We start from the raw sequence: 22,875 nt of genomic DNA, 5'->3' as shown, positions 1-22,875 counted from the left end.
ACTTCCGTCAGCGCTTCGTCGTCTTGATGGCTAGTTGAATTAAAAATAGCACTGTATGTTACAAGATACAGAAGCAAAAGCTAAGGAGGGACTTTTTTGGACAAAGATAAATTTTTAAAAGATGCGGAATTTAACAAGCGAGACTCTGTTTTTTTAGATATTGACCGTATTATTGATGAGGGACTAGCTGGAGGAAACGTCTATACATCCGGTAATAACCAAAACATCGAAGAAGCTCATGAGTTCTATGATGAAACACCTCCAAACGTAAATCGTTTAGATTAATTAAATGTGAGCTGACCCTATAAGGTCAGCTCACATTTATTCACCTTATACTAACGGACTGCTCCTCTCTAAGAATGGACGTAATAATATGTTTCGAATCCCATTCATAGTCGGAGTACTCTATAATCGGATAATGCTTCGGTAAAACTTTTTGTTGAATCTCCTCAACAGTTAACCCTTGTTGATGCAGTCGAATAATTTCTCCCTGTAAATTTTCTAAATAGTCAAGCTTCACTTGAAATAATTCTCTGCCATTTGAAAGATAGCCTGCATGACAACAGAAAACCTCTTGAAAATCATATCGCAACACCTTCTTAATAGAATGTATAATTGTCGGAATAGACTCCTCCCGCAAAATCACTTTTGTTTTTGGCATAACAAATAAGTCACCTGAAAAAAGTACACCGTTGCTTTCATTTAAATAAGACATATGATCTCTCGCATGTCCCGGTGTAAAAATAGCCCTCCATATATGATGACGAGATTGTATCGTTTCTCCAATTGGGCGCGCTTGAAACCCCTCTCGCACTCCCCAAACCCGTTTACGATAATCCGGATATTCTCCCTGTTTGGAACAAACATCAAGCGACATCGAATGAATAAATAATGGTACTTGTTTATGTTTTTGAATCCAAGCACAACCACCTGTATGATCTTCATGATAATGCGTAAGCACTACTTGATCAAAATCGACCGACTGAAAAAAAGGAATCAATTCAGACAACATAGACTCTGATCCTGTATCAATCATTAAACCATCTGTTACAAAGACATTTACACCCAGCTTAGATTGTGCAAGTTCTACTTTCCCATGTACCCATTCTACATCTCCTACCCTCTTCCTTTCTATCATGCTTATCCCCCATTCGTTTTTATTACTGTCTATCAAATGAATCCCTATTACCATTAACTGTATATAAGACGCATAACACTTACAAGAAATATATGGAAAATACTAAAAATAGACAGGTACAATTCCATGAAGAATAATAAATTCATTAAAAACACAGATCTATTTCTTATCTAAAAATAATAAATACACCTAAGCTTCAACTAACAATTTTCAGCTAGAGAGAGTAAGTTGAATCCTGAAATGTAATAATATACAAATATTTTTTTCGTAATTATTACATCATTCCCCTAAAAATATATTGACTTTTCAAACTATAACAAATAATATTCTAATATAAATATTCGAAAATATTTCAAAATAACAAATACTTATCAAGAGTGACCGAGGGATCAGGCCCAATGACGTCCGGCAACCGCCTATTCGAGGCACGGTGCTACTTCCTGCAGAGATACAATTCTGGAAGATAAGTCGTGATATGGATTATGTCGCCTCTTTCACTCAGAAAGGGGCTTTTTAGGGAGGGAACGTCTATGATTGAAATTCGATCGTTACGAAAGGAATACATCACGAAGAAAAGTCGAGTTGTCGGCGTTGATGATGTATCCTTGACAATTCAAAAAGGAGAAATTTTTGGAATTGTTGGATATAGCGGTGCTGGTAAAAGCTCTTTAATTCGTTCGATTAATTTATTAGAGCGTCCAACAAAAGGCCAAGTAATTATTGATGGTGTTGATTTAACGAAATTATCGGGTAAAGCATTACGAAAACAACGACTGAAAATCGGAATGATTTTTCAACACTTTTCACTCATCAGTTCGAAAACAGTGTTTGATAACGTTGCTTTCGCCTTAAAAGCGGCACATCAATCACCTGAAGCCATTCGCAAACGTGTGCTTGAATTACTCGAAATGGTTGGTCTTAGTGATAAAAAAGATGTATATCCTGCTCAATTAAGCGGCGGACAAAAACAACGTGTTGGAATTGCCCGTGCATTAGCAAACAATCCTACCGTTCTTTTATGCGATGAGGCAACATCTGCACTTGACCCAACAACAACAAAAGCCATTTTACAATTACTGAAAAAGATTAATAAAGAGTTCGGAATTACAATCGTCTTAATTACCCATGAAATGGAGGTTGTAAAAGAACTGTGTCATCGGGTAGCCGTTATGCAAGATGGACGCATAATTGAAGAAGGCGACGTATACGGTGTGTTCGCTCAGCCTAAACAAGCATTAACGAAACAATTTATCGAAAGCGTCTTAGATTTTGAACTCCCTTCTCATTTAATTAGGGAAAGTAAAGGAAGCATTATCAAAATTCAATTTGAAGGTCAGCTCGCTAGTGAAGCCGTTCTTTCAGACTTATTACAAGAACATCCGGTAAAGGCCAACATTTTGCACGGGAAAATTGAATATATCCAAAACATTCCTTTAGGCATACTTATTGTTGAATTAACCGGGAACACCAATGACATTCAAGCGGCTTTAGACTATATCAACAAACGAACTAGCTATGTGGAGGTGATACATCATGCTTGAATCGATTACAGCTATACTTCCTGACCTTAATAAAGCGTTTCTGGAAACGGTCTATATGGTCGGTATCTCGCTTGCAATCGCCCTGATTCTCGGTTTACCGCTTGGAGTTTTACTCTTTATAACAGCGAAAAATTTATTTTTTGAAAATACATTTATCAATAGTCTGCTTGGATTCATTGTAAACCTTGTACGATCTATTCCATATATCATTCTATTAGTAGCATTGCTTCCTTTCACTAAATTAATAACAGGAACAACGATTGGACCAATTGCCGCATCTGTTTCATTATCCGTAGCAGCGATTCCGTTTTTTGCTCGAATTGTTGAAACCTCTTTACGTGAAATTGATAAAGGAATTATTGAGGCAGCGATTGCTGTTGGTGCTTCACCATGGATGATTATTAAAGATGTCCTGCTCGCTGAAGCAAAACCAGGCATTATTCAAGGTTTAACCTTAACAACCATTTCACTCATTGGATTCTCAGCTATGGCAGGGACGATTGGCGGCGGAGGAATTGGCGATTTAGCCATTCGCTTTGGCTACTACCGCTACGACAACACAGTTATGATTCTGACAATTATTGTTCTCATTTGCCTTGTGCAAATCATTCAAATTATCGGGGACAAGCTTTCTTATTTAGTTGATAAACGATAATTACGATTATTTCTTTCTTCATGGAAAGTTTTAATACATTATTTAATATTTAGGAGGAGTTATAAAATGAAAAAATGGGCGTCCTTATTATTCGTTCTTGTTCTTGCCCTTGCTTTAGCAGCTTGCGGCAATGAAAAAAGCGAAGACAAAGATACGGCTTCAAACACAAACGAAGAGAAAAAAGAACTGAAAATTGGTGCAACAAGCGGTCCTTTTGCTGATATGGTTAAAAAAGCGATTCAACCATCACTTGAAAAAGCCGGATATAAAGTAGAAGTCGTTGAATTTAGTGATTATGTTCAACCGAACCTTGCTCTAAGCAATGGATCCATTGATGCAAATCTATTCCAACACAAATACTACATGGAAACATTTGCAAAGGAAAATAACTTACAACTTTCTGAATTGATTGTTGTTCCAACAGCACCAATGGGCATTTATTCAAAGAAATATAAATCTTTAGATGAAATAAAAGACGGTACATCTATCGCCGTTCCAAATGATCCATCTAATATGGCTCGTGCGCTAAAAATTCTAGTAGAGGCTAAACTAATTGAAGTTGACCCAGCTGCTAATCAGTTAACCTTGTCAGAAAAAGATGTAACAAGTAACCCGAAAAACATTCAAATTAAACCATTAGAAGCAGCCCAATTACCGCGTGCTACAGATAGTGTTGACTTATCTGCTGTACCAGGAAACTTTGCTATTGCAGCAAAAATGAAAATCGAAGATGCAATTGCTGTTGAAAATATGCCAGATGAGTATCGTAATCGTGTCGTAGTGGATACGAAAAATGTAGACGCTCAATTTGCTAAAGATATTAAAGCAGCTGTTGAATCAGATGAGTTTGAAGAAGTTATCGACAAAGAGTTTAAAGGCTTCGGTAAACCGGAGTGGATGAAGAAATAATTAAACAAACGACAAAAGGACCTGCTCCGCTATCGGACAGGTCCTTTATCTTACTTTAAATAATGGATCCTTAAGTTGGTACTACCCCTTATAGTCATTGCATATAATGAAAATCATCGATGATAAGGCTTCTTCCTAAACTAAAATTTTTTATAGCACGAATAGATATTCCTCACATTATTCATACTAAAGATTGAAGCAAGATTCACGCTCGTTATGTCACAAGCGAAGTAAGAATAGTTGTCTTTTTAAGAAGCCGACACTTTTTACTACAATAATAAAAAAAAGGAGGTTTTTTTTATTTTCTTATTTATCCGAATAAAGAGATTTGTTTAAAATTTGGATTAAAACAGTATTTTTTTTGCATATTCAAGCATTTATTCACCTGATAAAAACAGCGTCTAATTGTGAATTTTCTGTAAATTTTTAACTTTTTAAGCATTTTTGTATTTTTTATTTTATCTATATATGTTATAATTGGAATAACATGGAAAGGGAGTGATAATATGCAGTTTGCTGATGTATATTTATTCGAAAAAAAGACGGATTCTAATCCAGTGGAGTGGAAACAAGTAGAGGTCCTTTTCGAGAGTAACGGTATTCAGAACACAGCTCCTAGTTTCGAAGTAGCAATAAACCTAGAAGAAGAATTAGAAAGACTTCGGCCATTTGAAGGCGAGCTTCTTCGTCTAAGAACAATTGAAGTAGATGATGATGAAATCCCAACTAGATACCTTTGCTATGATTTGGCGAATTGGAGCTTTTCTGGTAATCGTTTAATCGTCACAAATCCAATTGAAAATGTCCACCAATACACCCTCCCTTTTAATTAAAGCCATCATTTAGAAAGGCATCCCTTCATTGGATGTCCTTTCAATAAGCATTACCACCTGTTTGTCTTAAGCTTAGATTATCCCATGAATTATGAAGTATGGAACTCGCCCATTCAGTATTGAATGGGGAAATCCATCACTTTTCTTCAAAAATAGATTGATTCCTCATAGATGTTATCTCCACTACAATCATTCATTAATTTCTATATTTATTTTCCTCACATGTTACGTGTACATATGTATCTTTCTGAAATCATGACAAATGTACCCTTTCACAATCATGCGAAAGGGTACATTAAACTTTCTTATTTATTCACCATATTAGCTGGGACGACCCATTTATCGAATTCTTCTTCTGTTAAATAACCAAGTTGAAGGGCTGCTTCTTTCAAAGTAGAATTCTCCTTAAATGCATGTTTCGCAATTTTCGCTGCTCTTTCATAACCAATGTATGGATTAAGCGCCGTAACAAGCATAAGAGATCGTTCTACATTTTGTTTAATAGCTTCTTCATTCGCTGTAATTCCAACCGCACAGTTGTTATTGAAGGAAAGAATTCCTTCTGTTAATAATTTAACTGATTGTAAGAAATTATAAATAATAACCGGTTTAAAGACATTTAGCTCGAAATTACCTTGGCTGGCTGCAAATCCAATGGTTGCATCATTTCCAACGATTTGAGTCGCAATCATCGTTAAGGCTTCACTTTGAGTCGGATTTACCTTACCTGGCATAATAGAACTTCCTGGTTCATTTTCTGGAATCGCAATTTCGCCAATACCGCTTCTTGGACCACTTGCTAACCACCTAATATCATTAGCAATTTTCATTAAGTCAGCAGCTAGTGCTTTTAACGCACCGTGGACATAGACCATTTCATCATGACTTGTCAGCGCATGAAATTTATTATCAGATGTTTGGAACGGATGTCCTGTATCCTCAGCAATTTGTTTCGCTGCTTCCTCTGGAAATTCAGGGTCTGTATTAATCCCTGTTCCTACCGCTGTCCCACCAAGAGCTAAGTTCAATAATTTTTGACTGCTCTCTTCTACCATAGCTAAACTCTTATCTAACATCGCTCTCCATCCGGATATTTCTTGACCTAATGTAAGAGGCGTTGCATCTTGAAGATGTGTTCGACCAATCTTTACTACATCCCAAAATTCTTTTTCCTTTTCTTTAAACGTATCACGCAGTACTTTAATAGCTGGAATTAGTTGATTGACTACCTCCATATAGGCAGCAATATGCATCGCCGTTGGAAATGTATCGTTCGAACTTTGCGCCTTATTTACATCATCATTTGGATGAAGTCTTTCCGATTCTCCAATCTCCTCTAACCACTTATTACCTTTATTAGCAATAACCTCATTGACATTCATATTACTTTGCGTTCCACTACCCGTTTGCCAAACAACAAGCGGAAAGTGCTCATCAAGCGTCCCATCCAAAATTTCTCCACAAATCGTTACAATAGCATTTTTCTTCGCTTCCGATAAATCTCCAAGCTTATGATTTACTTTAGCTGCTGCTTGTTTTACATAAGCAAATGCTCGAATTAATTCGATTGGCATCTTTTCGTTACCAATTTTAAAATTATTGCGACTTCTTTCTGTTTGAGCTCCCCAATATTTATCCGCAGGAACCTTTACCTCACCCATCGTGTCACTTTCAATTCTAAATTCCATTATTCCTTGCCTCCCATTTACATATAAAATCATATAGTCCGTTAATTAGTTTCTCTCAATAGACCATATGTCATTCATTGAGATTGATTCTCATTCACATTGTACAATGTTTTCCATGTATATAGCAAAAAAATAGCTTATTTTCGTACGTTATACGATAAAGTTCATTAGTTTACGTATGACTGTTAAAAAAATAGACAGTATAAAGATTGATGATATCATCGAACAAATCTTCTATTGGTATTGACATTAAGAAAAATGTATAGTAAATTCAAAAAAAACGAATTATTTGAACTCTTATCCAGAGAGGTCGAGGGAATGGCCCGTTGACACCTCAGCAACCTTCATTGACCTGTTATCAATGAAAAGGTGCTAATTCCTCAAGTTCCTGTAACTTGGCAGATAAGAAGAATGACTCAACTTACTTCAATTAAAGTCTTCTTCTTAAAGAAGACTTTTTTTATTTCGTATCTTTAAAGGAGCCGTGATGGTGATGTATAAAAAGGAAACATATCTTGCTCAAATTGGAAATAGAAGCGAAACAGCTACAGGAACAGTAAATCCTCCTGTCTATTTCTCAACTGCTTATCGACATGAAGGAATCGGACAATCTACTGGATTCGACTATACTCGTACTGGAAATCCCACTCGTCAAATTCTTGAACAAGCAATCGCTGATCTTGAAGGTGGCGATCGAGGCTTTGCTTGCAGTTCGGGTATGGCAGCTATTGCAACAATCTTAGCTTTATTTGAATCAGGCGATGAATGGATTGTTAGCGGCGATTTATACGGTGGAACATACCGTCTTTTAGAACAAGGGTTTAAAAAATGGGGTTTAAACTGTAAATATGTAGATACTTGTTGTTTGAGTGAAATTGAAAATGCAATTACTCCGCAAACAAAAGCCATCTTTCTAGAAACCCCAACAAATCCCCTTATGCAGGAAACAGATATTCGAGCTGTTGCCGACATTGCTAAGAAATATAACTTAATATTAATTGTGGACAACACATTCTATACCCCACTCCTTCAACAGCCAATTTTAGAAGGTGCTGATATTGTCATTCACAGTGCAACGAAATATTTGGGCGGGCATAATGATGTACTAGCTGGATTGATTGTCGCAAAAGGAACAGAATTATGTGACACGTTAGCGTTCCACCATAATGGATACGGAGCTGTATTGAGTCCATTCGATTCTTGGCTTCTTATGCGCGGAATGAAGACTTTAGCTCTACGCATGAAACAACATGAACAAAATGCTAAAGCACTTGCTGAATACTTAACAAATCATGAATGCGTTACAGATGTACTTTATCCAGGAAAAGGCGGCATGCTTTCCTTCCGCATTATCGATGAAAAAGCCGTTAATCCATTCTTACAATCTTTACAATTAATTTGCTTCGCTGAAAGCCTTGGCGGAGTCGAAAGTTTTATTACGTACCCTGCAACGCAAACGCATGCTGATATTCCGTTAGAAACGCGACTGGCAACCGGCGTATGTAATCGACTGCTGCGCTTCTCTGTCGGCATTGAAGATTATAACGATTTAACTCAAGACCTAGAACAAGCTTTTGCTCGTGTAAAACAGGAGGTATTATAATGAAAAACGGGGAACAATTTAGCTTTGAAACACGCTTGCTTCATAATGAACATAAAGTAGATCCTTCAACTGGTGCCGTTAGTGTTCCAATTCAACATGCATCTACGTTCCATCAATTTGACGTTGATCAATTTGGTAAATACGATTACAGCCGCAGTCTAAATCCGACTCGTGAAGCATTAGAAACGATTATTGCTGAACTAGAAGATGGAACACATGGGTTTGCTTTCGCATCAGGAATGGCAGCCATCTCAACAGCCTTCCTATTATTATCGGCAGGTGACCATATCGTCGTTACAGAAGATGTATACGGCGGAACATTCCGAATGGTCACAACGGTGTTAAACCGCTTTAACATTGACCATACATTTGTCGACATGACAGATTTTGAAAGCGTGAAAGCAGCGGTTCGACCAAATACGAAAGCTATTTATATGGAAACACCATCAAACCCAACTCTTAAAGTAACCGATATTAAACAAATTTGTGATTTCGCTAAAGAAATTGGAGCCTTAACGTATGTAGACAATACATTCTTAACTCCTGCTTTACAAAAACCACTTCAACTAGGTGCCGACATTGTACTGCATAGTGCAACGAAGTTCTTATCTGGACATAGCGATGTTGTAGCAGGACTTGCAGTTGTGAAAGATCCCGAGCTAGCAGCTAGACTTGGCACACTCCAAAATGCATTCGGAGCAGTACTTGGCGTACAAGATGCTTGGCTAGTAATGCGAGGGTTAAAAACATTATCTGTACGAATGGAGCATTCTCAAAAAGGAGCTCAAAAAATAGCGGAATATTTAAATCAGCATCCACTTGTTAAGAGCGTCTATTACCCAGGATTAGCTGATCATCCGCAATATGACATTCAACATAATCAAGCAAGTGGAGCCGGCGCGGTTCTTTCATTTGAACTAGAAAGTGAAGAAGCACTCCGAACATTTGTCGATCACGTACAATTACCTGTTTTTGCCGTGAGCTTAGGGGCTGTTGAAACGATTCTATCTTATCCTGTAAAAATGTCTCATGCAGCTATGCCTGCTGATGAACGTGAAAAACGCGGCATTACTAATAGCTTACTTCGAGTTTCCGTTGGATTAGAAAATGCTAATGATTTAATTCAAGACTTTGAACAAGCGCTGCAAAAGATCCAAGCAAGCCACACGATAACTGCACAATAGCTGATAATCGCTAGGATAATTCATATATCCTAGCGATTATTTGTTACTGAAGCGAAAACAGTTCTTATGACTCAATTTACTTTATACCCCCTACTTAGTATATAGATCAATACAAATTCCTTACTTTTTAATAGTTTTATATACCCATTTATTACATCGATTCATTTTTAAAAAGAGACTTAAGCACACTCAAACTTTTTCTCTTCTAAACTGAATTGTTGTAAAGTTCCTGTAATTTTTGCAAAACCATAGAAATAAAAGTGAATTTTCTATATCATGGAACTAACGATATTTGTAAGGAATGATGAATATTGAATAAAGGGAAAAAGAAAAAGAAAAAAAGGAGAACCGTCTCTCTTCGTTTGAATTTTCTATTTTTTATCGTTTTTTTATTATTTTCTGGTTTAATCATCAAGCTTGGAGTCGTACAAATTGTATACGGTGATGAATATTTACGCGAAGTCAAACGAACGGAAAATGATACTATTAGCACACCGGTTCCCCGTGGCAAAATGTATGATCGATACTTCAATCCAATTGTGGATAATAAGCCGCTTAAAGCGATTACTTATACGAAGTATCCAAATACTAAATCAAATGAAATGCTTAAAGCAGCAGAAAAGCTTGCTAAATTAATTGAGCAAGATACGAAAAAAATTACGGAACGGGATAAGAAAGATTTTTGGCTTTTAACACATCCGAAAGAAGCAGAAGCTCTCATTACTGATAAGGATTTAGAACTCGTTAAAAACCATAAATTAGAAGAAAAAGATTTATATAAACTTCAGTTAGAGAGAATTAAAGAAACAGAGTTGGATAAATTCACAGATGACGAGCTGGAAGTATTAGCTATTTTCCGTGAATTCAACAGCGGCTACGCTCTCACCCCTTCTATTGTGAAAAATAAAGACGTAACAGAGCAAGAATTCGCAAGAGTAAGTGAACGACTGGACTCCCTGCCTGGCGTAGGTGTTACAACAGATTGGGAACGAGACTATCCTTATGACGAAACATTGCGTTCTGTTATCGGAAAAGTATCTTCTTCTGACGAAGGTCTTCCACGCGACAATATCGACTACTACTTAGCACGAGGATACAGTCGTAACGATCGTGTCGGGCTTAGTTACATAGAGAAGCAATATGAAGATATTCTTCATGGGAAAAAAGCGAAAATGGAAGCGGTGTTACGACAAGGAGAGGTCGTCGATACAAAACCACTTTCCGAAGGAGAACGAGGCAAAGACTTAGTTTTAACAATCGATATGGATTTACAATTAGCTGTTGAAGAAATTATTGAAAAAGAATTACGAATAACAAAAGCAAAAGGAAGCACATACTTACTAGATCGAGCATTCGTTGTGTTGATGGACCCGAATACAGGGGAAGTATTAACGATGGCAGGAAAGCAATATGTACGAAACAGCGAAACTGGAGCTATGGAAATTAAAGACTTTGCCCTAGGAAATATTACAACGTCTTATACAATGGGGTCAGCTGTCAAAGGAGCAACCGTCTACACGGGCTTTCAACTAGGAGCCATTTCTCCAGGAACGACATTCTATGATACAAAGATGCGTATTGGTGGAACACAAAAAGGTTCCTATGCGAATTTAGGCCCTGTTAGTGATGTTACAGCTTTAAAGAAATCATCCAACGTATACATGTTCCAAACAGCGATTAAAATTGGCGGCGGACACTACGTTCCAGGTCAAGCCTTGCGAATAAATCCAAACGCCTTTTCCGTTATGCGCAATCATTACGCTCAATTCGGCCTTGGCGTACGGACAGGAATCGATCTTCCAAACGAAACACCTGGAGCAAGAGGACCAGATACCCTTCCTGGTTTATTACTAGACTTATCGATTGGACAATACGATACGTATACTCCAATGCAGCTAGCTCAATATGTTTCCACGATTGCAAACGGCGGGAAGCGTCTGCAGCCAAGAATTGTAAAAGAAATTCATGAGCCTAGTAATGAAGAAACAATCGGCCCAGTCTTTCAACAAATCCAGCCGAAAGTATTAAACACGTTGAACGGGCAGGAAGTATGGATGGACCGCGTACAAGAAGGCTTCCGCCAAGTTGCTCAAGAAGCGGGCGGAACAGCTGCTAAGTATTTCATGGGGAAATCATATCGACCAGCTGCTAAGACAGGAACAGCAGAAGCTTTCTATGACGGACCGCGTAAAAACGAGTTCAGCGGGCTAGTACCGACTACTAATTTAACACTCGTCAGTTACGCTCCTTACAATAATCCAGAAATCGCTATGGCTGTTGTTGTACCTTGGGCCTATCAACCAGGCGGCTCTGATGATATTAATAAGCGAATCGGCAAACAAACTTTAGATACGTATTTTAAATTAAAAGAAGAACGCGCTTCTGGTAAAAAAAGCGAATAAAAAGGGCTGTCCTCAAAAGTCATAAAATGGCTTTCGGGACAGCCTCTTCGTTTAAATGGACAATTATCCTATGTATTTTTATCTGGATATATCTATCTTAAATCAATAAATATTTTGTTAAAACCCACAAATTTTATGAACCTATGCATCTCTAATAATGAAAAAGGGACTTGCCGCAGCAAGTCCCTTTTTCATCCCTTGATATATGTAACAGTGTCACGTTAATAGCTTTAGTTGTTCTATTTTCAGGTAGTTTAATTAATGAATATCCTGCTTTTTGAAGTTGCCTCCCTTAACTTCTGCTACGTCATATACCGTAACAAAGGCAGTTGGGTCAATTTCACGAATGATTTCTTTCATTTTGCTGTCTTCTAAACGGTTAATCACACAAGTGATTTCTTTAAATTGTTCGTTTGAATAGCCGCCCTCAGCTAGTTTATACGTTGCTCCACGACCTAAACGATTACGAATTGTCTCTACCATTAATTCGGGTTCATTTGTAATAATGTTAAAGGTTTTAGAACCGCTCAACCCTTCTTCAACGATGTGAATAACTTTAGAGGCAATAAAGTAAGCAATTGCCGATAAGATAGCCCCTTGAAGACCGAATATCGTTGAAACAACAATAAAGACAAATATGTTTAAGAATAAGATAAGATCACTTGTTCCAAAAGGTAATTTTCGAGAAAGTAATACGGCTAACATGTCAATTCCATCTAATGCACCGCCGTTTCGTAATGCTAGCCCCATTCCAAAACCGATGATAATACCACCCACAACGGTTACTAACAATGTATCACCTTGAATAATGGTTGGGACCTGATGCATAAGAATAGTGCCGACTGCTAGTGAAGCAATACCGATAACCGAATAAATAGCAAAGCTTTTCCCAATTTGTTTATATCCCAAAAATACGAATGGGATATTCAGTACTGCAATTAGAGATCCGAGAGGTATTCCAATTAATTCTGAACCAACGATACTTAAACCTGTTACACCACCATCTGATACATTGTTTGGGATTAATACCGCTTCTAGTCCATATGCTGTGGTAAAAGCCCCAACAATAATCAATAATACGCGTAAAACTGCTTGAAGTTTACGGGATTTTTGCTTTGTAATTGTACTCATTTTAATGTCCTCGTTTCAAATTTTTTTCATTTTCACACTTCTTTCAAGCATTTATGTAATCACACTTTAACCGTTTAGCCCCTTCCCACACTTAATTATATTAGTATCTCATTTTTTTGGCAAAGCACTTTTGAAAGCTTAAAGAACAATGTAGTTTATGTTTATCTTCTTGAACGTCGTTGACTTTGCTTACTCTCCTACTCTTTCTTCCCCCATACAACAAGAATGAGACTGTCCCAAAAATCATGAAGGACTTTTTCACACAACCCAACCAGGCAAACGGCCCTCATCACATCCATGAAGGACTTTTTCATGCAACCCGACCAAGCAAACGGCCCTCATCACAGCTATGAAGGACTTTTTCACGCAACCCAACCAAGCAAACGGCCTTCATCACAGCCATGAAGGACATTATCTAGAAATCTAACAAAGGAATAGGACTATTATCCATAAAATTTTCATTAATACCTTATACTTTACGGACTTTTTAGACAGACTCTTACATGATACTGCTATTTAGATTCCCCTTATCAAAGTAAAACCTCTATCGATAGATCCACCACTAAAAAAAGAAATTTTTGTAAAAAATATTCGCACATTTATTCAACCTCTTTTACAATAAATAAAAGAAGACGTATAAAAATGGAGGTAAGTTGATGAATAACCATGAAATTGATTACAAAATTTTTGGCGATGATATGCAATTTGTTGAAGTAGAATTAGATCCGAAAGAAACGGTCGTTGCCGAAGCAGGAAGCTTTATGATGATGGATGGTAACATTAAAATGGAAACCGTATTTGGTGATGGATCGGCTGGAAATAGTGGAATTATGGGAAAACTGTTTGGTGCAGGTAAACGTCTTCTAACAGGGGAAAGTTTGTTTATGACGACTTTTACAAACGAAGGAGCGAGTAAAAGTCATGTATCGTTTGCTTCTCCTTATCCAGGAAAAATCATTCCAATGGATTTAAGTGAACTAGGCGGCAAAATTATTTGTCAAAAGGACTCCTTCCTCGCTGCGGCCAAAGGAGTTTCAATCGGTATTGAATTTCAACGTAAGCTTGGGGCAGGATTCTTCGGTGGTGAAGGATTTATTATGCAAAAGCTTGAAGGCGATGGCATGGCCTTCGTTCATGCAGGGGGCACTATTCACGAAAAACAACTGGCTCCAGGCGAAGTTCTGCGCGTTGATACAGGCTGCTTAGTCGCTATGACAAGCAGTGTGGATTATGATATTGAATTTGTTAAAGGAGTGAAAACAGCCTTATTCGGCGGTGAAGGCTTGTTCTTCGCCACATTGCGCGGTCCTGGTAAAGTGTGGATTCAATCCCTTCCATTCAGCCGTCTATCAAGCCGTGTTTTTGCTGCAATGCCGCATAATGGCGGTTCTTCTGACGAAGGAAGTGTTGTAAAAGGAATCTTTAATTTATTTGAAAAATAAACAAAAGACTGTCGAGCTTTCGACAGTCTTTGTTCTTTCCGTTTATAATAACTTTTCGATATCCTCTTCCATATCAAGGGGGCTATCCGTTGATTCAAATCGCTTTACCACATTTCCGTCGCGGTCGATTAAAAACTTGGTAAAATTCCATTTAATAGAATCTCCAGGCAATAACTCAGGATATTCCTGCTCTAATCTTGCTTTCAACAGTTTCGCATTGAAACTGTTTGTTAAGCCTTGAAATGGCGCTACTGAAGTTAAATATTTAAACAAAGGATGAGCACCTTCTCCTCTTACTTCCACTTTACTGAATAACGGAAAAGAAACACCATAGTTCAACTGACAAAAAGCTTCTACTTCTTCATTTTCCCCTGGTTCCTGTTCTCCAAATTGATTGCAAGGGAATCCAAGAATCGTCAATCCTTTATTCTCATATCGTTTATACAGCTTCTGTAAATCCTCATATTGCGGAGTAAATCCGCATTTACTAGCAGTATTTACAATAACGAGTACCTCTCCCTTATATTTCTCTAAAGATACTTCCTGTCCATTCATTCTTCTAGCTGAAAAATTGTAAATACTCATGTCATTCCCCCTAGTTCTATATGACATTATTATATAAAACTCATAAATAAACAAAAAGTAATATGCCTAAATAACTATGGAGGAACGCTAACGAACCTAAACCCTATTCCACATAAACAGCCGTGCCATATGCAATAATTTCACACGCATTTTGCATAATAGCCGACGTTTCTAAACGGACCGCAATAATCGCATTAGCTCCTTTCTGTTTCGCATCCTCTACCATTCTGCCAATGGCCTTTTGTCTTGCTTCCGTCATCATTTCTGTATATTCGTCGATTTCACCACCGACAATCGTTCTAAGCCCTGCCAGAATATCCTTTCCAATATGTTTGGACTGTACGCTGTTTCCTCGTACAAATCCCTTTAATTCTGTAATTTCTTTTCCCGGTACAAAATCAGTAGTCACGATAATCATTTAATTCATCCTCCTCTTTTTTTCGAGAACGTTTAACTAATAAATAGAAGATAAGCGGCATAGGTGTTTGAATTAACCCAATAATGCCCCAAAACCAATAGTTCATTCCATTTTTTCTAGCGTCCGTAAACAAATAAATACTTTGAATGAGCAGCAGCACGGCAACGATAGGCAGTATATATAAATCGACTTTACTCATGACGTACCCGCCCCTTTCCCTTCTTAAATTCATACCCTGTATAGCCAACTAAAGAAATAACAGTCATAACTTGTAAAAGAACAAATACATAGGGCTGTTGAAAAAACGCTGTAAACATAAGACTAAGGATAATGATTGCTATCGTACTAAACAGGAGAAGATCCTGGCGCCATTTTTTACGTATTTGTTTTTTTTGTTCTGCAATTTTTTGCTCAAAAAAACTGACATCTGGAGTTGTAAATGAAAAGGATTGCTCTAATTGTTCAAAACTATGGTTCATAGATTGTACAAACTCTGCTTCAGTTTTGCTCGACTGTTTTTCCGACGGGATATTGTCCTTTGTCATCTTCATTTAACTCCTTTCTCACCATTTGAATTCCTTTATGAACACGGGACTTTACCGTTCCTTCTGCTATTTGCAGCATAGCGGCAATTTCATCGTACGAATATCCATAATAATGTTTTAACAAAATGGGGATTCGAAAATCATCCTTTAACTTTCCTAATGACTCTAACATCATGTGCCAGTCTTCATTAGCGGATTGTGCCTGCCATTTGATCATCCTTAACGCTTGCTCCTGCTTTTGCCACGATTGTTCTCGTTTTTGCTTTCGTTTTTGATCGATATATAAACGTGTGGCAATAGAAATCAGCCATGTTGAAAACTTCGATTTCCCATTAAACTTCACTATATGTTCAATTGCTTTTGTCATAGTCTCTTGTGCTAAATCTTCTGCTTGCTCAAGGCTATATGTTAACTTAATTAAATAATGAACAAGAAACGAATAATTTTGTTGAAACAACTGAGCTAACGCGTATTCATCTCCCTTTTTCGCAGCATTAACCCACTCTCTTTCTTCCATGCTCTCCCCCCTCCGCCGCTTTGATTTATTATTATGACGTGTTGCTTCCAGAATTCGTTCACTCGATTTTAAAAAAATTTTCAAATCCCAAAAACACTAAGCAAAGTCTTATAGTATAAAAAGCTTTGACAAACTGATAATAATGATGTAAATTACCATTTGGGCGAACGTTTTTATTTAAAAATAATTAAATATTCGTATTTAGAGGTGTAAAACATGGAAAATGTGTTTGATTACGAAGATATTCAATTAATTCCGGCAAAATGTATAGTAAAAAGCCGATCTGAGTGTGATACAACGGTAACTTTAGGTAAGCATACATTCAAGCTGCCTGTAGTACCTGCCAATATGCAAACTATTATAGATGAAAAGATTGCTATTTACTTAGCAGAAAATGGTTACTTTTATGTGATGCATCGTTTCGAACCAGAGAAGCGAGTATCTTTTATTAAAGATATGCAATCACGTGGATTAATCGCATCGATTAGCGTTGGAGTTAAAGATGAAGAGTATGAGTTTATCCAACAATTAGCAGATGAACAACTTGTACCTGAATACATTACAATTGATATTGCACATGGTCATTCAAATGCAGTAATAGAGATGATTCAACATATTAAACAGTACTTACCTGATAGTTTTGTGATTGCTGGAAATGTGGGAACTCCAGAAGCAGTAAGAGAATTAGAACATGCTGGTGCGGATGCAACAAAAGTAGGCATCGGTCCTGGAAAGGTATGTATTACAAAAATTAAAACTGGATTTGGAACAGGCGGCTGGCAATTAGCTGCACTGCGTTGGTGCGCAAAGGCAGCAAGCAAGCCGATTATTGCTGACGGAGGAATTCGCACACATGGCGATATCGCTAAATCAATTAGATTTGGTGCAACTATGGTCATGATTGGTTCATTATTTGCTGGACATGAAGAATCACCAGGAGAAACATTTGAAAAAGATGGAAAGCTCTATAAAGAATACTTTGGTTCCGCTTCAGAGTTCCAAAAAGGCGAAAAGAAAAACGTAGAAGGCAAGAAGATGTTCGTCGAGCACAAAGGTACTTTGCAAGATACATTAACAGAAATGGAGCAAGATCTTCAATCCTCTATCTCTTATGCAGGTGGAAATAAGTTAGAAGCAATCCGTAATGTAGATTACGTTATCGTTAAGAACTCTATCTTTAACGGTGATAAAGTATATTAAAAGCTTCTAAGCACCCTGGATAGTCAACCATATCGATATGATTTTTTCATACCAAGCTGAGCGAGAGACTTTTGTACTTGCTCAGCTTTTTTCATGGATTCATTCGCAGCTCATTTAAGCCGCAAATCAAATGGAACAACCGTATTCAGTAACACTTAAAAATGAAACGATAGAAAAAGCCGGACCTATAACAGATCCGACTGAACATTTAATACGCTTTTCTCATTAATACATTTCTTGCCGTTGAATAAAGCATCGCCACGATAATAGCAGATAGTACAAAGCATCCTAGCATATACGTACCATTATAAACGAGCGAGTAAAGCGCAACTGGTTGGCCTGGCGGCGCATACTCTCCATAAAGAATAATACCGGAAGCAAAATGACATAAAAATCGTAAAAAACTTCCTAACAGCACTCCGCTCACAATGTAAAAGTTAGCTTTCGAATGGTTCCCTTCCCTTAAGCTCACATTTATCTTATTCACATATACACCAGCGAACCCTACGACTCCAAAAGCTAAGAAATAATCTATAATCCATGAAGCAAAATGATACGGAATGGCTCCCGTTATAATTTGCAAGCCTCCTAATAAAACTCCGGTAAGGACTCCGCCTTTAATTCCCCAACGAAAGGCCATTAGAAAAACAGGAACCATCGCAAGGGAAATGGAACCTCCTTGAGGCCAAAACCTTCCCATAATCGCACCTGATACAAAATCAAGCAGCAACGCCAAAGCAGCAAAAATCGCTACTTCCACTAAAAATAATGTTTTATTATTCATTATACTTCCTCCTTCTCCTATTTAGAGAAGCGTGATGAGCTGCCCGTATTGCTTTTTTCCAAATAAAAAAAGCAATACTAGGGCGGTAATGGATGGCCCGTACTGCTTTATATCCAAAACCACATCCCTACGCTAGCATTAACTAACAGGTTCATAGGGTCAGAACTCATTCGCTCACTCTCAGCCTCTTCGGCTCCCCTTGTGGACGTATTTAATTTTTATCCTAGGTTAGAATATACTACTAGTTTATTCATAAAACAAGTACTAATCTTTTCTTTTTTCCTAATTAAGGATGTAATTTTAGCTGTGACCAACTTATTTTTAGCCCATCAATACAAATGCAAAGATACAATTTAGATGGATAAGGGAGACATTGTTTCTATAGACCCACTACGGTTTCATTTGATATCGTTAATACGCAAGTTTGCAATGGGGGTACAATCATGGATACAGATCAAAATTCTATTTCAGCTGAAAGAGGAGCTTATATTAGTATCATCGCTTACATATTTTTAGCATCCCTAAAACTAACGGTGGGCTATTTGGGTCACTCCAAAGGCTTATGGGCTGATGGATTAAATAATGCGACCGATATTGTCGCTTCGGTTGCCGTATTAATCGGATTAAAAATTTCAAAAATCCCACCAGATAAAAACCATGCATATGGCCATTTGCGTGCAGAAACAATCGCTTCTTTAATCGCTGCTTTTATCATGATTACAGTCGGTATTGATGTCATTACCGGTGCTATCGAAGACTTTTTTGCAGAAGATACGCAATCACCAAGCACATTGACAGCGATTACAGCATTATTCTCCGCAGCGTTTATGTACGGTATTTATCGTTATAATGTAGCGCTTAGTCGAAAAATAAATAGTGCTTCCATTTATGCGGTTGCACAAGATAATCGATCGGATGCACTTGTTAGTGTAGGTGCTTTAGTTGGAATTTTAGGAACTTATATCGGTATCGCATGGCTCGATGGAGTTGCCGCTATCGTTGTCGGAATTATTATTTGTAAAACAGCTGTCGAGATTTTCCTAGACGCTTCCCACTCCTTAACAGATGGCTTTGATGAAGAGCTATTACAAGAAATTGGCTTAACCATTTCAGAAACAGAAGGCGTTAAGGAAATGAGCGAAATTAAAGCTCGCATGCATGGAAATGAAATTCTTGTTGAAGCAACTATTCATGTAAACCCGCTTTTAACAGTTATCGAAAGCCATGAAATCACGGTCAAAGTCGAACAAAACTTACTATCAGAACATAATGTTAAATATGCAATCATTCATATAGAACCTTATATCGCTTCACAACAGTAACCAACAGCTATTTTGTTGGTTACTTTTTTATTGACTTTATTATGTGACTCTGTTGATTTCTGAATTATTATGGAACATAACCTTTTTACTAGTTATAAAGACATAAAAAATCGCCTTTTTAGAATTTTCGCCTAATTTTCTTTAGAAGTTAAAGGATTTTCGTTTCCTATTAGCGAAATAGGAATAATCAACGAAAAAAATCTTTTCCTGTCAATGGAGGGCGAGATGCTATTTAATAACGCTACAGCAATTGATTTCTTAATGGATCATAAAGATCGTATTATTAGCCAGTGGACGCAATTCTCCCTTTCCGGAGAAAAAGTCGAACAGTTTTTCAAACTATTTATAGAAAAAATGAAAAAGCAGCAATCAACGCTTGAAGAGTGTTTAGATTCATTATCAGAAAATATTGCGACAGAACAATTTCTTCAAGTTATGAGTATGGAGGAGTTCACTAAAACGATTACAACTGGAAGATCCATTATGATAGAAGAAATACTTTCTTTGCATTTAACACCCTATGATTCACTTCGTCTCATTAACGAAATTAACCGTTCACTCGATCAATTGATTCAACAAACCATTACGCATTACGCAAAATTGCAAACAAAATCGCTAGAAGAACAGTACTATTTCATTAGTCAGACACATAAAGACCGCTTGACTCTACTCGGACAAATGACATCCAGCTTTGTTCATGAATTTAGAAATCCATTAACATCCATTATGGGATTTATCCAATTACTGCAATCGGAACATCCAGAAGTAAAATACTTGGATATTATCTCAAGTGAACTTAATCAGCTAAACGGTCGAATTACACAATTTCTAAATTTATCAAAGAAAGAAAAAGCAAGTGAGTTTATTGATTCCTTTTCTATTTCAAAGCTTGTCAATGATGTTATTGAATTTCTTTACCCAAGCATATTGGAAGCGAATGCTACTGTTTCTTATGCCATTCCAGACGATATAATGATTCGCGGCTCTAAGGAAGAAATACGTCAAGTATTGTTAAATATTATCTTAAATGCACTAGATGTCATTCCCACAACTTCTGTACCGACTATTACTATTTCTGGTACACAATCTAGAGAAGGATTACTCTTAACGATTGCTAATAACGGTCCAAAAATCCCAGACGATGTATTGCCAACTATTTTTGATCCTTTCGTCACTACCAAAACAAAAGGAACTGGACTTGGCTTATTTGTTTGTAAAGAAATTATTGAAAAACATGGCGGTTCTCTTACATGTAATTCTTCAAATTTCTTAACAACCTTTACGATTCATCTTCCTATTTGAAGATGAATTTTTTTATGAGCATTATTTCATAGAAGGACACTATTGATTTTTTAATGGAATGAATCCTCTTTCCGTATACTAATGTTAACTTTCCATTAAGTTATGACTAAGATTTAATGAAGCTTTCAATTAAAATGAATAAGCGCTAAAATAATAAATAGCTGGAACTACTTTCATACCGTTATTGAAGCAGAGGTATGATTTTATAAATTTGATTGTATTTTGGGAGGTGACTGAGATCAATCAAACTCCATTGATTTGATTTGTATCTCGCACTAATTGGACACTTTTAATTTAATACTAGTTATTCTTTTAATTGCATTAACAGCTTTCTTCGTTGCTTCGGAATTTTCTATTATCCGAGTTCGCAGCTCTAGAATTGATCAGCTCATCGAAGAAGGAAATAAAAATGCAATGGCCGCAAAAAAAGTAATCTCCAACCTGGATGAATATTTGTCGGCAACACAACTTGGAATTACGATTGCAGCTTTAGGATTAGGATGGCTTGGTGAACCTACTGTTCTGCATCTCATTAAACCTTGGTTTAATTTATTACATATTCCAGCTCAAGTTGCCGAAATCTTATCATTTGTTATTGCCTTTTCACTGATTACCTTTTTAAACGTTGTTGTAGGTGAATTAGCGCCAAAAACGGTCGCTATCCAAAAAGCAGAACAAGTGACGCTGCTGCTTGCTAAACCGTTACTATTCTTTCATAAAATTGCCTTTCCTTTTATTTGGCTGCTGAATCATTCAGCTCGTGCCGTAGTAAAAATGCTTGGATTTAAGCAAACGAATGAAAATGAAGCCCATTCTGAGGAAGAATTACGATTTATCTTATCCGATAGTTATGAAAATGGAGAAATCAACCAGTCGGAATTCAAATATGTAAGTAATATCTTTGAGTTTGATGATCGTCTTGCCAAGGAAATTATGGTACCGCGAACAGAAATTTTGAGCATTTCAAAGGACGAAACACTTGAAGATTTCGTCAACATGGCAAAGCAAGAACGATATACACGCTATCCTGTTGTGGAAGGAGATAAAGACCATGTAATCGGCTTAATCAATCTAAAAGAAGTGTTCGCTGATTTAATCAAAAAACAAAATAATCGATTTAACAAAATTGAAACATATACTCGCCCTATCATCCGAGTAATGGAAAATATTCCGATTCATGATTTGTTGTTAAAAATGCAGAAAGAACGGATTCATATGGCGATTCTTATGGATGAATACGGCGGTACCGCTGGACTTGTTACGGTTGAAGACATACTCGAAGAAATTGTCGGTGAAATTCGTGACGAGTTTGACAATGACGAAGTACCGTCTATACAAGTTCTTTCAGATGGGCATTATATTCTTGATGCAAAATTACTCATTAAAGAAGTCAATGATTTACTAGACCTAGAAATTGATGATGAAGATATCGATACGATTGGCGGCTGGATTTTAACAGAAAATTATGATGTATCTCTTGGCGATATCATTCAAAAACAAGATTTTGCTTTTAAAGTGATCGAAATGGAAGATCATACAATTAGATTTATCGAAGTACAGAAAGTGAAACAACCGATATTACAAGCGGACAATCAACTAGAAGAATCATGACAAAAGGAGCTGTCTAAAAACGGACAGCTCCATTGCTTGTTTCCTAGATTTTGTTCTTCATGACT

General features: G+C 37.0%; 22 protein-coding genes and 3 riboswitches. Of the genes, 13 read left to right on the top strand and 9 right to left on the bottom strand.

The features are described 5' to 3' along the window. The first annotated feature begins 96 nt into the window (after positions 1-96). Positions 97-285, top strand: coding sequence for a hypothetical protein (locus D1953_RS10120; protein ID WP_119117057.1), 189 nt, complete (start codon positions 97-99; stop codon positions 283-285). Between the two features lie 40 nt (positions 286-325). Here the strand turns inward: D1953_RS10120 and D1953_RS10115 are convergent, their stop codons facing one another. After that, on the bottom strand, positions 326-1,138 hold the full coding sequence (locus D1953_RS10115; protein WP_119117056.1) for an MBL fold metallo-hydrolase: 813 nt from the start codon (positions 1,136-1,138) through the stop codon (positions 326-328). Between the two features lie 365 nt (positions 1,139-1,503). Continuing rightward, a riboswitch (SAM riboswitch) is annotated at positions 1,504-1,608 on the top strand. 60 nt (positions 1,609-1,668) lie between these two features. Between D1953_RS10115 and D1953_RS10110 the strand changes: the two genes are divergently transcribed. The 4 genes from D1953_RS10110 (at position 1,669) to D1953_RS10095 (ending at position 5,076) form a co-directional block, all read left to right on the top strand. Next, positions 1,669-2,679 (top strand): methionine ABC transporter ATP-binding protein, encoded by a 1,011-nt coding sequence (locus D1953_RS10110; RefSeq protein ID WP_119117055.1) that lies wholly within the window; start codon positions 1,669-1,671, stop codon positions 2,677-2,679. Continuing rightward, on the top strand, positions 2,672-3,334 hold the full coding sequence (locus tag D1953_RS10105) for a methionine ABC transporter permease (RefSeq protein WP_425454266.1): 663 nt from the start codon (positions 2,672-2,674) through the stop codon (positions 3,332-3,334). The genes D1953_RS10110 and D1953_RS10105 overlap by 8 nt, the downstream gene beginning before the upstream one ends. A 66-nt stretch (positions 3,335-3,400) precedes the next feature. Continuing rightward, a complete protein-coding gene (locus D1953_RS10100) occupies positions 3,401-4,243 on the top strand; it encodes a MetQ/NlpA family ABC transporter substrate-binding protein (protein WP_119117053.1) in 843 nt (280 codons plus the stop codon). Between the two features lie 506 nt (positions 4,244-4,749). Beyond that, positions 4,750-5,076 (top strand): hypothetical protein, encoded by a 327-nt coding sequence (locus tag D1953_RS10095; protein ID WP_119117052.1) that lies wholly within the window; start codon positions 4,750-4,752, stop codon positions 5,074-5,076. A gap of 305 nt (positions 5,077-5,381) precedes the next feature. On the opposite strand, the gene fumC is transcribed toward D1953_RS10095, so the two are convergent. After that, a complete protein-coding gene (gene fumC, locus D1953_RS10090; protein WP_119117051.1) occupies positions 5,382-6,764 on the bottom strand; it encodes a class II fumarate hydratase in 1,383 nt (460 codons plus the stop codon). Positions 6,765-7,058: 294 nt separating this feature from the next. Next, a riboswitch (SAM riboswitch) is annotated at positions 7,059-7,173 on the top strand. Positions 7,174-7,257: 84 nt separating this feature from the next. On the opposite strand from fumC, the gene D1953_RS10085 reads away from it, so the two are divergent. The 3 genes from D1953_RS10085 to D1953_RS10075 all read left to right on the top strand — a co-directional run bounded on the left by D1953_RS10085 (position 7,258) and on the right by D1953_RS10075 (position 11,953). Then, positions 7,258-8,367, top strand: a complete 1,110-nt coding sequence (locus D1953_RS10085) for a methionine biosynthesis PLP-dependent protein (protein ID WP_119117050.1) — start codon at positions 7,258-7,260, stop codon at positions 8,365-8,367. Further along, positions 8,367-9,551, top strand: a complete 1,185-nt coding sequence (gene metC, locus D1953_RS10080; protein ID WP_119117049.1) for a cystathionine beta-lyase — start codon at positions 8,367-8,369, stop codon at positions 9,549-9,551. Before D1953_RS10085 ends, metC begins: the two co-directional genes overlap by 1 nt. 308 nt (positions 9,552-9,859) lie before the next feature. Next, positions 9,860-11,953, top strand: a complete 2,094-nt coding sequence (locus tag D1953_RS10075; protein WP_484237541.1) for a peptidoglycan D,D-transpeptidase FtsI family protein — start codon at positions 9,860-9,862, stop codon at positions 11,951-11,953. Between the two features lie 258 nt (positions 11,954-12,211). On the opposite strand, the gene D1953_RS10070 is transcribed toward D1953_RS10075, so the two are convergent. Further along, positions 12,212-13,084: a YitT family protein gene (locus D1953_RS10070; RefSeq protein ID WP_119117047.1), complete on the bottom strand. Its 873-nt coding sequence runs from the start codon at positions 13,082-13,084 to the stop codon at positions 12,212-12,214. A gap of 656 nt (positions 13,085-13,740) precedes the next feature. Between D1953_RS10070 and D1953_RS10065 the strand changes: the two genes are divergently transcribed. After that, complete coding sequence (locus D1953_RS10065; protein WP_119117046.1) at positions 13,741-14,526, top strand: TIGR00266 family protein; 786 nt, start codon at positions 13,741-13,743, stop codon at positions 14,524-14,526. A gap of 42 nt (positions 14,527-14,568) precedes the next feature. Here the strand turns inward: D1953_RS10065 and D1953_RS10060 are convergent, their stop codons facing one another. From D1953_RS10060 to sigY, 5 genes are all read right to left on the bottom strand, one after another. After that, on the bottom strand, positions 14,569-15,111 hold the full coding sequence (locus tag D1953_RS10060) for a glutathione peroxidase (RefSeq protein ID WP_119117045.1): 543 nt from the start codon (positions 15,109-15,111) through the stop codon (positions 14,569-14,571). Positions 15,112-15,214: 103 nt separating this feature from the next. Next, complete coding sequence (locus tag D1953_RS10055) at positions 15,215-15,529, bottom strand: YbjQ family protein (protein ID WP_119117044.1); 315 nt, start codon at positions 15,527-15,529, stop codon at positions 15,215-15,217. After that, a complete protein-coding gene (locus D1953_RS10050; RefSeq protein WP_119117043.1) occupies positions 15,510-15,728 on the bottom strand; it encodes a sigmaY antisigma factor component in 219 nt (72 codons plus the stop codon). The genes D1953_RS10055 and D1953_RS10050 overlap by 20 nt, the downstream gene beginning before the upstream one ends. Continuing rightward, positions 15,721-16,074, bottom strand: coding sequence for a YxlC family protein (locus D1953_RS10045; protein WP_119117042.1), 354 nt, complete (start codon positions 16,072-16,074; stop codon positions 15,721-15,723). Before D1953_RS10045 ends, D1953_RS10050 begins: the two co-directional genes overlap by 8 nt. Next, the gene (sigY, locus tag D1953_RS10040; RefSeq protein WP_119117041.1) at positions 16,028-16,591 is read right to left on the bottom strand and encodes an RNA polymerase sigma factor SigY; all 564 of its coding nucleotides are present in this window, start codon (positions 16,589-16,591) and stop codon (positions 16,028-16,030) included. Before sigY ends, D1953_RS10045 begins: the two co-directional genes overlap by 47 nt. 216 nt (positions 16,592-16,807) lie before the next feature. Between sigY and guaC the strand changes: the two genes are divergently transcribed. Next, positions 16,808-17,791 (top strand): GMP reductase, encoded by a 984-nt coding sequence (gene guaC, locus D1953_RS10035; protein ID WP_119117040.1) that lies wholly within the window; start codon positions 16,808-16,810, stop codon positions 17,789-17,791. Positions 17,792-17,999: 208 nt separating this feature from the next. Here guaC and thiT read toward each other — a convergent pair whose 3' ends face one another. Continuing rightward, positions 18,000-18,575, bottom strand: coding sequence for an energy-coupled thiamine transporter ThiT (gene thiT / locus D1953_RS10030; protein ID WP_342769239.1), 576 nt, complete (start codon positions 18,573-18,575; stop codon positions 18,000-18,002). A gap of 107 nt (positions 18,576-18,682) precedes the next feature. Next, positions 18,683-18,785: riboswitch (TPP riboswitch) on the bottom strand. A 233-nt stretch (positions 18,786-19,018) separates the two neighbouring features. On the opposite strand from thiT, the gene D1953_RS10025 reads away from it, so the two are divergent. The 3 genes from D1953_RS10025 to D1953_RS10015 all read left to right on the top strand — a co-directional run bounded on the left by D1953_RS10025 (position 19,019) and on the right by D1953_RS10015 (position 22,810). Continuing rightward, a complete protein-coding gene (locus D1953_RS10025; protein WP_119117038.1) occupies positions 19,019-19,897 on the top strand; it encodes a cation diffusion facilitator family transporter in 879 nt (292 codons plus the stop codon). A 225-nt stretch (positions 19,898-20,122) separates the two neighbouring features. Then, complete coding sequence (locus D1953_RS10020; RefSeq protein WP_182480567.1) at positions 20,123-21,199, top strand: sensor histidine kinase; 1,077 nt, start codon at positions 20,123-20,125, stop codon at positions 21,197-21,199. Between the two features lie 279 nt (positions 21,200-21,478). After that, a complete protein-coding gene (locus D1953_RS10015) occupies positions 21,479-22,810 on the top strand; it encodes a hemolysin family protein (protein ID WP_119117036.1) in 1,332 nt (443 codons plus the stop codon). Positions 22,811-22,875 lie beyond the last annotated feature (65 nt).

It is taken from the genome of Peribacillus asahii (assembly GCF_003570725.1).
In the GTDB taxonomy this organism is placed as follows: domain Bacteria; phylum Bacillota; class Bacilli; order Bacillales; family DSM-1321; genus Peribacillus; species Peribacillus asahii.
This window is presented reverse-complemented; position numbering and strand designations above follow the sequence as displayed.

Excerpts from the sequence above, each read along its gene's own strand:
- D1953_RS10115 (WP_119117056.1), bottom strand. The coding sequence starts at position 1,138 with ATGATAGAAAGGAAGAGGGTAGGAGATGTAGAATGGGTACATGGGAAA.
- D1953_RS10110 (WP_119117055.1), top strand. The coding sequence starts at position 1,669 with ATGATTGAAATTCGATCGTTACGAAAGGAATACATCACGAAGAAAAGT.
- D1953_RS10105 (WP_425454266.1), top strand. The coding sequence starts at position 2,672 with ATGCTTGAATCGATTACAGCTATACTTCCTGACCTTAATAAAGCGTTT.
- D1953_RS10100 (WP_119117053.1), top strand. The coding sequence starts at position 3,401 with ATGAAAAAATGGGCGTCCTTATTATTCGTTCTTGTTCTTGCCCTTGCT.
- D1953_RS10095 (WP_119117052.1), top strand. The coding sequence starts at position 4,750 with ATGCAGTTTGCTGATGTATATTTATTCGAAAAAAAGACGGATTCTAAT.
- fumC (WP_119117051.1), bottom strand. The coding sequence starts at position 6,764 with ATGGAATTTAGAATTGAAAGTGACACGATGGGTGAGGTAAAGGTTCCT.
- D1953_RS10085 (WP_119117050.1), top strand. The coding sequence starts at position 7,258 with ATGTATAAAAAGGAAACATATCTTGCTCAAATTGGAAATAGAAGCGAA.
- metC (WP_119117049.1), top strand. The coding sequence starts at position 8,367 with ATGAAAAACGGGGAACAATTTAGCTTTGAAACACGCTTGCTTCATAAT.
- D1953_RS10070 (WP_119117047.1), bottom strand. The coding sequence starts at position 13,084 with ATGAGTACAATTACAAAGCAAAAATCCCGTAAACTTCAAGCAGTTTTA.
- D1953_RS10065 (WP_119117046.1), top strand. The coding sequence starts at position 13,741 with ATGAATAACCATGAAATTGATTACAAAATTTTTGGCGATGATATGCAA.
- D1953_RS10060 (WP_119117045.1), bottom strand. The coding sequence starts at position 15,111 with ATGAGTATTTACAATTTTTCAGCTAGAAGAATGAATGGACAGGAAGTA.
- D1953_RS10055 (WP_119117044.1), bottom strand. The coding sequence starts at position 15,529 with ATGATTATCGTGACTACTGATTTTGTACCGGGAAAAGAAATTACAGAA.
- D1953_RS10050 (WP_119117043.1), bottom strand. The coding sequence starts at position 15,728 with ATGAGTAAAGTCGATTTATATATACTGCCTATCGTTGCCGTGCTGCTG.
- D1953_RS10045 (WP_119117042.1), bottom strand. The coding sequence starts at position 16,074 with ATGACAAAGGACAATATCCCGTCGGAAAAACAGTCGAGCAAAACTGAA.
- sigY (WP_119117041.1), bottom strand. The coding sequence starts at position 16,591 with ATGGAAGAAAGAGAGTGGGTTAATGCTGCGAAAAAGGGAGATGAATAC.
- guaC (WP_119117040.1), top strand. The coding sequence starts at position 16,808 with ATGGAAAATGTGTTTGATTACGAAGATATTCAATTAATTCCGGCAAAA.
- thiT (WP_342769239.1), bottom strand. The coding sequence starts at position 18,575 with ATGAATAATAAAACATTATTTTTAGTGGAAGTAGCGATTTTTGCTGCT.
- D1953_RS10025 (WP_119117038.1), top strand. The coding sequence starts at position 19,019 with ATGGATACAGATCAAAATTCTATTTCAGCTGAAAGAGGAGCTTATATT.
- D1953_RS10020 (WP_182480567.1), top strand. The coding sequence starts at position 20,123 with ATGCTATTTAATAACGCTACAGCAATTGATTTCTTAATGGATCATAAA.